Origin of the sequence: Sphaerisporangium siamense, assembly GCF_014205275.1 — a bacterium.
GTDB lineage: Bacteria > Actinomycetota > Actinomycetes > Streptosporangiales > Streptosporangiaceae > Sphaerisporangium > Sphaerisporangium siamense.
The window spans coordinates 2,083,435-2,096,621 of record NZ_JACHND010000001.1 but is presented as its reverse complement, the minus strand read 5'-3'; the positions used below and the strand labels follow the sequence as shown (position 1 = coordinate 2,096,621).

Annotated in this window: 13 protein-coding genes and 1 riboswitch; of the genes, 4 read left to right on the top strand and 9 right to left on the bottom strand. The window is 70.0% G+C overall.

Annotation, left to right across the window (positions count from 1 at the left end):
* Nucleotides 1–102 precede the first annotated feature (102 nt).
* From groL to BJ982_RS09880, 5 genes are all read right to left on the bottom strand, one after another.
* Entirely contained in the window at nucleotides 103–1,725 is a 1,623-nt protein-coding gene (gene groL / locus BJ982_RS09900; RefSeq protein WP_184878656.1) for a chaperonin GroEL, read from the bottom strand.
* 407 nt (nucleotides 1,726–2,132) lie between these two features.
* On the bottom strand, nucleotides 2,133–2,333 hold the full coding sequence (locus BJ982_RS09895; protein WP_114033242.1) for a cold-shock protein: 201 nt from the start codon (nucleotides 2,331–2,333) through the stop codon (nucleotides 2,133–2,135).
* Between the two features lie 340 nt (nucleotides 2,334–2,673).
* Nucleotides 2,674–2,949 (bottom strand): MoaD/ThiS family protein, encoded by a 276-nt coding sequence (locus BJ982_RS09890; RefSeq protein ID WP_184878653.1) that lies wholly within the window; start codon nucleotides 2,947–2,949, stop codon nucleotides 2,674–2,676.
* Between the two features lie 13 nt (nucleotides 2,950–2,962).
* Complete coding sequence (gene thrC / locus BJ982_RS09885) at nucleotides 2,963–4,258, bottom strand: threonine synthase (RefSeq protein ID WP_184888625.1); 1,296 nt, start codon at nucleotides 4,256–4,258, stop codon at nucleotides 2,963–2,965.
* 14 nt (nucleotides 4,259–4,272) lie between these two features.
* Nucleotides 4,273–4,435, bottom strand: a riboswitch (SAM riboswitch).
* Between the two features lie 113 nt (nucleotides 4,436–4,548).
* Nucleotides 4,549–5,112 carry an RNA polymerase sigma factor gene (locus BJ982_RS09880; protein WP_184878650.1) on the bottom strand — a complete coding sequence of 188 codons (564 nt, stop codon included), beginning with the start codon at nucleotides 5,110–5,112 and terminating at the stop codon, nucleotides 4,549–4,551.
* A gap of 162 nt (nucleotides 5,113–5,274) precedes the next feature.
* Between BJ982_RS09880 and BJ982_RS09875 the strand changes: the two genes are divergently transcribed.
* Both BJ982_RS09875 and BJ982_RS40340 read left to right on the top strand, forming a co-directional pair.
* Nucleotides 5,275–6,702 carry an alpha,alpha-trehalose-phosphate synthase (UDP-forming) gene (locus BJ982_RS09875; protein ID WP_184878647.1) on the top strand — a complete coding sequence of 476 codons (1,428 nt, stop codon included), beginning with the start codon at nucleotides 5,275–5,277 and terminating at the stop codon, nucleotides 6,700–6,702.
* 106 nt (nucleotides 6,703–6,808) lie between these two features.
* Complete coding sequence (locus BJ982_RS40340) at nucleotides 6,809–8,011, top strand: MFS transporter (RefSeq protein WP_184878644.1); 1,203 nt, start codon at nucleotides 6,809–6,811, stop codon at nucleotides 8,009–8,011.
* Here the strand turns inward: BJ982_RS40340 and otsB are convergent.
* Nucleotides 7,968–8,750 (bottom strand): trehalose-phosphatase, encoded by a 783-nt coding sequence (gene otsB, locus BJ982_RS09865; RefSeq protein ID WP_184878641.1) that lies wholly within the window; start codon nucleotides 8,748–8,750, stop codon nucleotides 7,968–7,970. The genes BJ982_RS40340 and otsB overlap by 44 nt on opposite strands.
* A gap of 88 nt (nucleotides 8,751–8,838) precedes the next feature.
* On the bottom strand, nucleotides 8,839–9,177 hold the full coding sequence (locus BJ982_RS09860) for a DUF3263 domain-containing protein (RefSeq protein ID WP_184878637.1): 339 nt from the start codon (nucleotides 9,175–9,177) through the stop codon (nucleotides 8,839–8,841).
* Nucleotides 9,178–9,528: 351 nt separating this feature from the next.
* On the opposite strand from BJ982_RS09860, the gene BJ982_RS09855 reads away from it, so the two are divergent.
* Nucleotides 9,529–10,341 (top strand): SAM hydrolase/SAM-dependent halogenase family protein, encoded by an 813-nt coding sequence (locus tag BJ982_RS09855; protein WP_239123544.1) that lies wholly within the window; start codon nucleotides 9,529–9,531, stop codon nucleotides 10,339–10,341.
* Nucleotides 10,342–10,672: 331 nt separating this feature from the next.
* A complete protein-coding gene (locus BJ982_RS09850; RefSeq protein WP_184878631.1) occupies nucleotides 10,673–11,071 on the top strand; it encodes a hypothetical protein in 399 nt (132 codons plus the stop codon).
* A 76-nt stretch (nucleotides 11,072–11,147) separates the two neighbouring features.
* On the opposite strand, the gene BJ982_RS09845 is transcribed toward BJ982_RS09850, so the two are convergent.
* Together BJ982_RS09845 and BJ982_RS09840 are read right to left on the bottom strand one after the other, a co-directional pair.
* Nucleotides 11,148–12,158, bottom strand: a complete 1,011-nt coding sequence (locus tag BJ982_RS09845; RefSeq protein WP_184878628.1) for an ABC transporter ATP-binding protein — start codon at nucleotides 12,156–12,158, stop codon at nucleotides 11,148–11,150.
* Nucleotides 12,142–13,179 (bottom strand): ABC transporter ATP-binding protein, encoded by a 1,038-nt coding sequence (locus BJ982_RS09840; RefSeq protein WP_239123545.1) that lies wholly within the window; start codon nucleotides 13,177–13,179, stop codon nucleotides 12,142–12,144. Before BJ982_RS09840 ends, BJ982_RS09845 begins: the two co-directional genes overlap by 17 nt.
* Nucleotides 13,180–13,187: the final 8 nt, after the last annotated feature.

The following is a 13,187-nucleotide window of genomic DNA, read 5'->3' as shown; positions in this document are numbered from 1 at the left end:
GCGGCCCGGCCCGGGACTCCCCGCGCACGCGAAAGGGCCACTCCCGGGAGACCGGGAATGGCCCTTTCGCTGTTATCTGGGATATCTGGGCGCCGAAGCGGCTCAGAAGTCCATGTCGCCGCCACCGGGGACGGCCGGAGCCTTCTCCTTCTCCGGCTTCTCGGCGATGACGGCCTCGGTGGTCAGGAACAGGGCCGCGATCGAGGCGGCGTTCTGCAGCGCCGAGCGGGTCACCTTGGCCGGGTCGATGATGCCGGCGTCGAGCAGGTTCACGTACTCGCCCGTGGCGGCGTTCAGGCCGACGCCCGCCTCCAGGTTGCGGACCTTCTCCACCACGACGCCGCCCTCAAGGCCGGCGTTCACGGCGATCTGCTTGAGGGGCTCCTCCAGCGCCTTGCGGACGATCGAGGCGCCGGTGGCCTCGTCGTTGAAGAGCTCCAGCTTGTCGAAGGCCTTCGCGCCCGCCTGGATCAGAGCCACGCCACCGCCGGGGACGATGCCCTCCTCGACGGCCGCCTTGGCGTTGCGGACGGCGTCCTCGATGCGGTGCTTGCGCTCCTTGAGCTCGACCTCGGTCGCCGCGCCGGCCTTGATGACGGCCACGCCGCCGGCCAGCTTGGCCAGGCGCTCCTGCAGCTTCTCGCGGTCGTAGTCCGAGTCGGTGTTCTCGATCTCGGCGCGGATCTGGTTCACCCGGCCCGCGATCTGCTCGGGGTCGCCGGCACCGTCGACGATGGTGGTCTCGTCCTTGGTGATGATGATCTGGCGGGCGCGGCCCAGCAGGTCGAGGGTGGCGGTCTCCAGCTTGAGGCCGACCTCCTCGCTGATGACCTGGCCGCCGGTGAGGGTGGCGATGTCGCCGAGCATGGCCTTGCGGCGGTCGCCGAAGCCGGGGGCCTTCACCGCGACGGACTTGAACAGGCCGCGGATCTTGTTGACGACCAGGGTGGCCAGGGCCTCGCCCTCGACGTCCTCGGCGATGATGACCAGCGGCTTGCCGGACTGCACGACCTTGTCGAGCAGGGGCAGCAGGTCCTTGTTGGCGGAGACCTTGCCGTTGACGATGAGGATGTAGGCGTCGTCGAGGACGGCCTCCATGCGCTCCGGGTCGGTCACGAAGTACCCGGAGATGTAGCCCTTGTCGAAGCGCATACCCTCGGTGAGCTCAAGCTCCAGCCCGAAGGCGTTGCTCTCCTCGACGGTGATGACGCCTTCCTTGCCGACCTTGTCCATCGCCTCGGCGATCATCTCGCCGATCTGGGTGTCGCCGGCGGAGATGGAGGCGGTGGAGGCGATCTGCTCCTTGGTCTCCACGTCCTTGGCAATCTTGGAGAGCTCTTCGCTCACGCGCTCGACGGCGGCCTCGATGCCCCGCTTGAGGGACATCGGGTTGGCGCCGGCGGCGACGTTGCGCAGCCCCTCGCGTACCAGCGCCTGGGCGAGCACGGTGGCGGTGGTGGTGCCGTCACCGGCGACGTCGTCGGTCTTCTTGGCGACTTCCTTGACGAGCTCGGCCCCGATCTTCTCCCACGGGTCCTCGAGCTCGATCTCCTTGGCGATGGAGACACCGTCGTTGGTGATGGTGGGCGCGCCCCACTTCTTCTCCAGCACGACGTTGCGGCCCTTGGGCCCAAGGGTCACCTTGACGGCGTCGGCGAGCTGGTTCATACCGCGCTCGAGACCGCGCCGGGCGTCCTCGTTGAACGCGATCATCTTGGCTGCCATACGGCTAGACCTCCCAGATACAGGGTGGCTTGCGACGGATCGAGCCGACGCCCGCGACGGCATGTAGACCCGCTCCTCCACGACCCTGTCGCCGTGGACCACCGGGCCCCATCGCCTCGATCCAGGTTGTCACTCTCCACACGAGAGTGCCAACGAACTATTTAGCACTCTACCCGGTCGAGTGCAAGCGACCACCCCTATGACCTGGGAGGCACACGGATTTCTCCGACCGTATGCCGAATATTGGGCCTGCCCCTCATCCGGCGGCGGCCGGGCGGGCGACGATGTCCCACGTCAGAACGGGAGAGGGCCCGCCCGCCCTTGCGCAGGGCGGACCGGACCCTCCTTCTCGTGACTGTGATAGACCAGTGGATCTCTTCGACTGCGGCCGGGCTTCGCCGGCCGCGTCACACAGTCCGTACGGACTCGGCCTGGGGACCCTTCTGGCCCTGTGTGATCTCGAACTCCACCCGCTGACCCTGTTCGAGGGAACGGTATCCCTCCGCCAGGATCGCTGAGTAGTGGACAAACACGTCCTTACCACCGTCTACCGCGATGAAGCCGTAGCCCTTGTCCGCGTTAAACCATTTGACGGTGCCCTGCGCCACTTTCCGACTCCTCTTGCTGGGCTCCGGACCCCGCCCACTCCTCCGCGAGGTCCGTGACCTTCGGAACCGAGACGCATGCGAACTCCTCGGCCACGTCGATCGTTCTCGACCATACCTGTGGCATGCCTTGGCGCAACAGAGTCAATCACGAAACTACTTCTTGACGTTCGCTCAAAGCGGTACGTGACTATTTCGCACTCGCGTTTAGTTAGTTGACAATTACACTACCGAGGGGACCCAGTAAAAGCTTCTATTGTGATAGTTGGGCCGTTCAAGGGCCCAGAACGCACGAACGCCCGCCCGTCCCGGGGGACGAGCGGGCGTTCGGCCCGGCTTGCGGTCAGCCGCCGGCGACCGCGGGGATCACCGAAACCTGGGCTCCGTCGGGGGTGGGGGTGTCAAGTCCGTCCACGAAACGGACATCCTCTTCTCCGACATACACGTTGACAAAACGGCGGATGCTGCCCGTTTCGTCCAGGATACGAGCCCCGATTCCGGGGTAGTCGGCGTCGAGCTTCTGCAGCACGTCGCGAAGGGTGGCCCCTTCGCCCGTCACCTCGGCGGCACCGTCGGTGTACGTACGGAGAATCGTCGGAATCCGTACAGAAACGCTCATTTATAGGGACCTTTCAGGAGTTTTCCACGACAGCCGTACGAAATGCGTCGAGAGAGGGACGGATCACCGCGGTCGGCCGGGCGCCGGACGCGACCGCGTCCAGGGTCTTGAGGCCGTCGCCGGTGTTGAGCACCACCGTCTCGGCCTCGGGGTCCAGCAGGCCCTTCTCGGTGAGCTTCTTGAGCACGCCCACGGTGACGCCGCCCGCCGTCTCGGCGAAGATGCCCTCGGTGCGGGCGAGGAGCCGCACGGCGTCCACGATCTCGGCGTCGGTGACGTCCTCGACCGCGCCAGCCGTGCGGCGGGCGATGTCGAGCACGTAGGGGCCGTCCGCGGGGTTGCCGATGGCCAGCGACTTGGCGATGGTGCGCGGCTTGACCGGCTGCACGACCTCCCGCCCGGCCTTGAAGGCGGCCGACACCGGCGAGCAGCCCTCCGCCTGCGCGGCGAAGATCTTGTACGGCTTGTCCTCGACGAGGCCGAGCTTGATCAGCTCCTTGAAGCCCTTGTCGATCTTGGTGAGCTGGGAGCCCGAGGCGACCGGGATGACGATCTGGTCGGGAATGCGCCACCCGAGCTGCTCGGCGATCTCGTACGCCAGCGTCTTGGAGCCCTCGGCGTAGTACGGCCGCAGGTTCACGTTGACGAAACCCCACCGGTCGCCCAGCGGGTCGCCGATGAGCTCCGAGCAGAACCGGTTGACCTCGTCGTAGGTGCCCTCGATGCCGACCAGGCGGCCGCCGTACACCGAGGCCATGACGATCTTGGGTTCTTCGAGGTCGGCGGGGATGAACACGCACGCGTCGAGCCCGGCGCGGGCCGCCGCGGCGGTGACGGCGCCGGCCAGGTTGCCGGTGGAGGAGCAGGACAGCGTGTGGAAGCCGAAGGTGCGCGCCGCCTCCAGGGCGATGGCGACCACCCGGTCCTTGAAGGAGTGGGTGGGGTTGCCCGAGTCGTCCTTGACGTGCAGGCTGCGCAGCCCCAGCTCACGCGCCAGGTTGTCGGCCTTGACCAGCTTGGTCCAGCCGGGGGCGAGGTTGGGCTTGGCGGCGACGTCGGCCGGGACCGGCAGTAGCGCCCGGTAGCGCCAGATGTTGGCGGGACCTGCGGCGATCTGCTCACGCGTGACGGGCGCGGCCCCGTCGAAGTCGGGGCCGCTCCAGGTGTAGGCCACTTCGAGTGGCCCGAAACACTCGATACACGCGAAGCTCGGGCCCAGGGGATAGCGGGTGCCGCATTCGCGGCAGGACAGGCCGACGGCGGGGCCGAAGTCGTTGGAGGTGGTGATCTCAGCTGTTGCGAGCGCCATGAAGCGAGGCCTTTCCCTCATCTTCGCCCGGACCACCTTGGTCCCGGGCCGGAATTGGCACCTGTCCCGGCCGGTCTCACTGGTCTAAGTGCCGCGACATTCGGAGACGCGATGACCACAGCCGGGAGGGTTGCCGGGGCTTCGCAGGGCCGGTCCCTCCACCCCTCTGGATGAGCAATGTTCAGTTGTAAGACTGCCGACATGACAGGCAGACCGACATCACTGTACCTCGCACCCGGCGGGACAGGCGTGCCGTCTCGTATCATGAGACGGTGCCGACCGCATGTCGGTCAGGCCAGCGGGCCGTAGGCGTCGCCGAGGATGCCCTGGACGTACTTGCGCGCCTGGTGGATGCGCGATTTGGCGGTGCCGAGCGGGATGCCGAGCTGCTCGGCCACCTGGTTGTAGTCGAGCTGGCAGATGTCACGCAGCACCAGGGCCTGCGCCAGGTCGGGCTTGTCGGCCTCCAGGGCCTCCATCGCGTCCAGCAGGTCGAGCCGGTAGCCGGCGATCACGCTCACCCGGCCCGGGTCGGCCCGCAGGTCGGGCAGGTCCTCCGACGCCTGCTCGGCGGCGCGCCGCTTGAGCGTGCGGTAGGTGGTGCGGGCGCAGTTGGCCGTCACGATGTGCAACCAGGTGGAAAAACGTGCCCGGCCCTCGAACCTGCCGATGTTGCGGGCGACCGCCAGCAAAGTATCCTGGCAAGCCTCCTCCGCGTCCTGGTGGTAGGGCAGGAACTTCGCGCAGTGGCGCAGAACGTCGGGCTCGATGCGGCGGAGAAGCTCCCCGAGGGACCGGTGGTCGCCCTGAGCGGCGTCGCGGGCGAGCTCTTCGGTCGTATCGTCAAGCGCCATACCGGGGCCTCCATCGACCGTCCGCGCCTCGCCTCGCCCTGACCACCAGCCCATCCTATTGGGAGAGTTAAATTTCATTAATCCACGGCCAGGTGAGCTTTCCGGCGGAGAAGAACGGCGTGGAGACGACCGCCACGGCGGACGAGGAGTGGTGATGGGCGGATGAACACGGTACTCATGGCCTCGAACCGGGGCCCGGTCTCGTTCACGCTCGCCGACGACGGCACGCTGACCATGCGCAGAGGCGGCGGGGGCATGGTCTCCGGGCTCTCCGAGGTCGCCAAGGACGCCGACGTCCTGTGGGTCTGCGCCGCCCTCTCCGACGGCGACCGCAGCGCCGTGCGCCGCGCCCCCGGCGGCCGGCTGGACCAGGCGGGCTACGACACCGGCGCGGTGCGCATGCTGGACATCCCGCCCGCGACGTTCCACCGCGCCTACAACGCGGTGGCCAACTCGACGCTGTGGTTCGTCAACCACCTGCTCTACGACACGCCGAACTCCCCGCAGTTCGACACCCGCTTCCGCCGCGAGTGGGAGTCCTACCAGGACTACAACGCCGCGTTCGCGCTGGCCCTGGCCGAGGAGGCCGCGCACGGCGCCCGCGTCATGATCCAGGACTACCACCTGACCCTGGCCCCCGCGATGCTGCGGGTGGAACGCCCCGACCTGCGCATCGCGCACTTCTCGCACACCCCCTGGGCGCCGCCCGAGTACTTCTCGCTGCTGCCCGACGACATCTCCGCCGAGCTGCTGTCCGGCATCCTGGGCGCCGACCGCGCGGGCTTCCTCACCGCCCGCTGGGCCTCGGCGTTCATGGACTGCTGCGAGACGCTGCTCGGCGCGCACGTCGACCGCGCCGCGCGCACGATCACCTACGAGGACCGGGTGACCCGCGTCGGCGTCCATCCCCTCGGCGTGGACGGCGACGCGCTGTGGGCGCGGGCGCTGGAGCCGGACGTCGAGTCCCACATGACGGCGCTGCGCGAGCGGGTGGGCGACAAGAAGCTCATCGTGCGCATCGACAGGACCGAGCTGTCCAAGAACATCGTGCGCGGCCTGCTCGCCTACAAGCAGTTCCTGACCGACCATCCCGAGTGGCACGGCAAGGTCGTCCACCTGGCCTTCGCCTACCCCTCGCGCCACGACCTGCCCGAGTACCGCGAGTACACCGCGGCCGTGCAACGCTGCGCCACCGAGATCGAGGACGAGTTCGGCGGCGAAGACTGGGATCCGCTGATCCTCAACGTCAACGACGACTACGCCCGGTCGCTGGCGGCCTACCGCATGGCCGACGTCCTGCTCGTGAACCCGATCAGGGACGGCATGAACCTGGTCGCCAAGGAGGGCCCGATCCTCGCGCCGCACTGCGCGCTCGTGCTGTCGCGCGAGGCGGGCGCGGCCGCGGAGCTCGGGGCCGACGCCCTGGTGGTCAACCCTTACGACGTCTCGGGCACGGCGAACGCCCTGCACGACGCGCTGGTGCTGCCGGAGGAGGAGCGCGCCAAGCGCGGGGCGCGCCTGCGCGCGGCGGCCACCGCGCTGCCCCCGCACCAGTGGTTCGCCGACCAGCTCGCCGCCCTCGACTGCTGAGGCCGCTGGGGTAGGGGATTTCTAGCCTTGGCGGTCCCGGGGTGAAAGGTCCGCTCGATGGTAATTTCGGGTGGGATCGTGGCCCACTTCGAGACCCGGGGGTTCTGTGAGCTCGACCGCTGTCGTCCGATCGCTCACCCGGGACCGCCCCACCTGGCTCATCTACTTCCAGCTCTGCATCTTCGCGACCTACCTGTACGGCCTGTCCGCCGCGCTCCCGCTGCTGCGCCTCGACCAGGGCGTCTCGCAGGCCGTCGCGGGCCTGCACGGCACGGCCATGGCCGCCGGCGGCGTGACCAGCGGCCTCGCCATGCCGCGCGTGATGGCCAGGCTCGGCCGGCGCCTGACGACCTGGATCGGCACGGCCGCGATGACGTTCGGGGTCACGCTGGTGGCCCTCACCCCGGCGCTCCCGGTCACACTGCTCGGGTACGGGCTGGCCAGCGCGGGCGGCTCGATCGCGCTGTACGCCGGCATGTCGGTGCTGAGCGACCACCACGGCGTCGCGGGGCCCGCGGCCATCAACGAGGCCAACGCGGTCGGCGTGACGGTCGGCATCGGCGTGTCCTACCTGATCAGCGCGCTGGCGCCCACCCCGCTCGGCTGGCGCGCCGGCATCCTGGTCACGCCGGTCGCGGCATTGCTGCTGCTCGCCCTGATGGGCCGCGTGTGGATCCCGCGGGACACCTCGGCGGGGCGCGCGTCGGCGCGTGAGGTCCCCACCGGCCCCAAGGTCCCCTACGACTGGCGGTTCCACACCGCGTGCGGGGTGCTGTTCTGCCTGGTGGCGATGGAGTTCCTGTTCAACATGTGGGCGGCCAGGCTGCTGGCCGACCGCACCGGCATGACGGCCGCCGCCGCGGCCACCGGGCTGACGGCGTTCACCGTCGGCGTCGCCGCCGGCCGGTTCGCGGCCGGGCGGCTGACCCTGCGGTTCGATCCCACGCCGCTGCTGACCTGCGCGCTGTTCGTGACCCTCACCGGCTGGGCGGTGTTCTGGCTCGGCGACACACCGGCGCTGTGCTACGCCGGCCTGGTGCTGAGCGGCGTCGGCGCCGCGGTGCAGTTCCCGCTCGGCCTGGCGAGGGTCATCGCGTCCTCGGGCGGCCGCGCGGCCGAGGCCAGCGCGGCGGCCTCGGTGTGGGCCTCCACCGCGACCGGTGTCGGCCCGTTCGCGCTCGGGGCCCTGGCGGACGGCTTCGGCACGCACACGGCGTTCCTGATCGTCCCGCTGCTGATCTTCTGTGCCGTCTGCGGGATCGCGGTCAGCTCGTGGCGCGCGGCGGAAGCGCGTCCGCCAGCGCCGTGAGCAGCGCCGCGACCCCGGCCGGGCCGTCCACGACGACGTCGGCGCGCCGGGCCAGCTCGGTGACCTCGGTGGAGGCGCTGCACACCGTCACGCCCGGCAGGCCCGACAGGCGTACGGCCTCGAACGCCGCCAGGTCGCCCAGGTCGTCCCCGGCGAACAGCACCGACCGCGCGGCGCGCTCGGCCAGGAAAGCGCCGAGCGCGTGGCCCTTGTCCATGCCGGACGGCCTGAGCTCCAGGACCAGCCGCCCCGGCTCGACCGCGAGCCCGGTCTCGGCGGCGAGCTTGGCCAAGGGCTCGCGCAGGGCCCGCAGCGTCCCCTCCGGGTCCGGGGCGCGGCGGGTGTGGACGGCGACGGCCCGGCCCTTGTCCTCCAGGGTCACGCCCGGCTCGGCGCCGTCGGTGAGGGTGAACCCGAGGGAGGCCACCAGGGCGGGCACCTCGGCGCGGACGCGCTCGACGCCGGGCGGGGGCGGTGGCGAGGTCACCCGCCCGCCCTCCCAGCGTTCGAGGCCGTACTGGCCGAGGACGACCAGCCCGGGGACGTCGGCGAGGCCGGGCCCGCCGGGCACCCGGCCGTACTCGATGGCGGTGGCGGCGGGGCGGCCGGTGACGATCGCGACGGCGCCCACCAGGCCGCCGAGCCGCACCAGCGCGGCGGCGGCCTCGGGGGCGACGCGGGCGTCGGCGGGGTCGGGGACGATGGGCGCCAGCGTGCCGTCGAAGTCGAGGCCGATCACCGCGCCCGTCGGATCCGCCTTTATGGCAGCTAACCCGGCATTGTCGGGCAACACTTCATGAGTCACGCGTGAAGCAGTACCCCTGGATTCAGGGACGCATACCGAGACGCCGCGCCGCGCGCTCGCGCTGCCGGGAGGCGCGCAGCCGCCGCAGCCGCTTCACGGTCATCGGATCGTGGGCCAGCGCCTCGGGACGGTCGATGAGCCGGCCGAGCAACTGGTAGTACCGCGTCGCCGAGATCTCGAACGTCTCGCGGATCGCCTGCTCCTTGGCCCCCGCGTGGCGCCACCACTGGCGTTCGAAGGCGAGGAGCTCGCGGTCCCTGGCGGACAGCTCCCCGGCGGCGTGGGGAACCGCGGCGTCCTCGGCGTCGGGAACTGCGGCGTCCTCGGCGTCGCCGTCACCGTGGTCCGGCGCGGTGTCCATGATGTCCTCCTCGATCGGGCACGCGGAGAGGCGGACGGCAGGCCGGGCGGGGGAATGCGGGAGACCAGCGAACGTGCGCCCGGGCGAGCGCGCCCCTGGACCACGACGCGCGTGTGGGGCCCGACGCCATGCTAGTAGGGATTTCGCGGCTGTTCATGACAGTTCGGGAGACCTGGGGGCCCGGTTCCCGGACGACGGGCCCGGTCCCGCGCACCTCACCGGATATGTGGGTATATCCGTGGATGGAGTATGGGTTTGATCGGGCCGGTCGAAGCCGAAGATCGGTTGGTCGTTGATATGTCCGGACGCGCCCCTATGACACCGCCTTCTCGCGACGTAAGGTCACCAAGTGTGACCTCTGTCATCACGCTCCTCACCGACTACGGGCTGGAAGACGGCTTCGTGGCGTCGTGCCACGGGGTCATCTTGGGCATCGCCCCGCAGACGCGGATCATCGACGTCTGTCACCTGGTCCCGGCCGGTGACATCCGCCGCGGCGCCGCTATCCTCGCCCAGACGCTGCCGTACCTCCCCGCCGGCGTCCACATCGCCGCCGTCGACCCCGCCGCCGCCTGCACGCGGCGCTCGGTCGTCGTCGAGGCCGGGCAGCGGGTGTTCATCGGCCCGGACAACGGCCTGCTGTCGTGGGCAGTGCTCGCCTCGGGCGGCGCGCGGGCGGCGTACGAGATCACCAACGACGAGCTGTTCCTCACCCCCGTGTCGCCGACCTTCCACGGGCGCGACATCTACGCGCCGGTGGCCGCCCACCTGTGCGCGGGGCGCAAACCCGCCGACCTCGGCCCGGAGGTCGCCCTCGACCGGTTGCTGCAGCTCCCCGCGCCGACGGCGAGGCTCGGCCAGGACGCGGCCGAGGGCGAGGTGCTCTCCCTGGACCGCTACGGCAACGTCCAGCTCTCCGTCACCGCCGACGACCTGGCGTCCCTCGGGATCCGTGTCGGCGACACGCTGGCGGTCTCCATGGGCAGGCGGCAGGTCACCGTCCCGTTCCGCGACACCTACGCCGCCGTGCCGCCGGGCAACCTGGTCGCGTTCACCGACTCGGCGGGCATGGTGTCGGTGGCCGTCAACTCCGGCGACGCCGCCCAGCGCCTCGGCCTGCCGCCGGGAGCGCACGTGCGGCTCGCACGGGTGACCGGCGGATGAGCCCTGTGCCGAATGTCCTGATCGCGAGGATCTCCGGAGAGGCGGCCCGGGTCAAACTTCGGTCAAACGGTAATGTGCCGGGCATGCGCGCGACGGCGGCGGAACGCGGGCCGGCACGTGCCCTGACCTAGCACTTCTTCGCCGGCGCCGGCGCGGGCGACGGGGTCCCGTCACGTAAACGCCCGCCAATCATTGCTCTCGACTGACCGTCTCAGCCATCGACAGGCCTCCCGGGTTCGGTACTGTCTGAGCGGTCACGTTCAGTAACCATCTGAGCACTGCGGATATTCGACCGCCTCTGGCTCGGTGGTTCTCTCAAGGAGAAGCACGCATGATTCGCCGCATTCTGGTCACTACGGCATGCGCCGGGATCGCCATCATCGCCCCCGCCGCCGCCGCTTCCGCCGACACCGCCAAGCCCGCCAACACCGCCAAGGCCAACTGCTGCCCCTGCGGCTCCGTCGCGGCGGTCGTCCCCACCGCCCCGGTCGCGGTCGCTCCGGTGTGCGGCCCGTCGGTCGTCGGCGGCTACGCCCTGGGCGGCGCCTGGGGCGGCGGCTACGTCGGCGGAGCGGGCTACGTCGGCGGGGGTTACCTCGGCGGAGGCTACCTCGGCGGCTACGGCTACGCCGGCGGTAACGGCTACGGCGGGGGCCACCACAGTGGCAACGTCGGCGTCGGCACCGGCGGCCTCGTGGGCGTCGGCGTGGGGAGCATCGACATCCTCTGACGCTCGCGCGTCGGACACCAAGGGCGGTGTCCCATGGACCGGGCCATCGGACACCGCCCTTACCGTGCTCATGAGGTCAGGCGTTGATCACGTCCTGCGCCTCGGCGAAGTGGCAGGCGCTCGGGTGCCCGCCCGCGCGGATCTCCAGAAGGGGTTCCTGCTCGGCGCAGATGTCCTGCGCCTTCCAGCAGCGCGTGCGGAACCGGCAGCCCGACGGCGGGTCGGCCGGCGACGGCGGGTCGCCCTGCAGGATGATCCGCTCGCGGCCCTCCCTGCCCTCGGGGTCGGGCACCGGCACGGCCGACAGCAGCGCCTGGGTGTAGGGGTGGCTCGGCCGCTCGTAGATGTCGGCGTCCTTGCCCAGCTCCACGATCTTGCCCAGGTACATCACCGCGACCCGGTCGGAGATGTGCCGGACGACCGACAGGTCGTGGGCGATGAAGATGTACGCGAGGTTGAACTCGTTCTGCAGGCGCTCCAGCAGGTTCATCACCTGGGCCTGGATCGACACGTCGAGCGCCGACACGGGCTCGTCGCAGATGATGATCTCAGGCTGGAGCGCCAGGCCGCGGGCGATGCCGATGCGCTGCCGCTGACCGCCGGAGAACTGGTGCGGGTACCGGTTGATGTGCTCGGGGTTGAGGCCGACGACCTCCAGCAGCTCCTGCACCTTCTTGCGGCGGTCGCCCCGGGGCGCCACCTCGGAGTGGATCTCGAACGGCTCCCCGATGATGTCGCCGACGGTCATGCGGGGGTTCAGCGAGGTGTAGGGGTCCTGCATGACCATCTGGATGTTGCGGCGCATCCGCTTGAGCTCCGACCCGCGCGCCTTACCCAGGTCGACGCCCTTGATCTTCGCCTCTCCCGAGGTGGGCCGCTCCAGCGCCATCAGCAGCTTCGCCAGCGTGGACTTGCCGCAGCCGGACTCGCCGACGACGCCGAGGGTCTCGCCGGGGTGCAGGTCGAACGAGACGCCGTCCACCGCCTTGATGGCGCCGATCTGACGCTTGAAGACGATGCCCTGGCTCAGCGGGAAGTGCTTGACCAGGTCACGGACCTGAAGAATCGGCTCACCCGACGGTGCCATCGAGGACCTCCCTGTAGTAGTGGCAGGCGCTGCCGCGCGTCCCGCTGATCTCGTACAGCGGAGGCACGTCGCTCAGGCAGTTGTCCCGGCGGTACGGGCAGCGGGGGTGGAAGGCACAGCCCGAGGGCATGTCGAGCAGGTTCGGCGGAAGGCCCTTGATGGCGTACAGCTCCTGGCCCTTCATGTCGACCCGGGGGATCGAGTCCAGAAGGCCCTTGGAGTAGGGGTGCGCCGGGGTCTTGTAGAGGTCGTACACGGGGGCGTTCTCGACGATGCGCCCCGCGTACATGACGGCGATCTTGTCGGCGACGTCCGCCACGACGCCGAGGTCGTGAGTGATCAGGATGAGCCCCATGTTGCTCTCGCGCTGCAGCTCGGCGAGCAGCTCCATGATCTGCGCCTGGACGGTCACGTCCAGCGCGGTGGTGGGCTCGTCGGCGATGAGCACCTCGGGGTCCAGCGCGATCGACATCGCGATCATGATGCGCTGGCGCATGCCGCCGGAGAACTGGTGCGGGTAGTCGTTGACCCGCTGGCGCGCGGCCGGGATGCGGACCCGGTCCATGAGCTCGACGGCCTTCTTCATGGCGTCGCGCTTGGACACGCCCCGGTGGACGCGGAACATCTCGCTGATCTGCCATCCGACGGTGAACACCGGGTTCAGCGCCGACAGGGCGTCCTGGAAGATCATCGCGATGCGCTGGCCGCGGATCTGGCTGCGCGCCTGGTCCGACAGCTTGAGCAGGTCGGTGCCGCGGAAGCGCACCTCCCCCTTGGGGATCCGTGCGGGCGGCATGTCGAGGATGCCCATGATGGCCTGCGCGGTCACGGACTTGCCCGATCCGGACTCGCCGAGGACGGCCAGCGACTCGCCGGCGTTGACCGTGTAGCTCACGCCGTTGACGGCCCGGACCACGCCCTGGCGGGTGGTGAACTCCACGTGCAGGTTGTCCACCGCGAGCAGCGGCTCTGCCGTGTCCTCGCCCGGCTGCAGGCGCGTGTCGATCGAAGGGTTCTTCACCTCGGTGC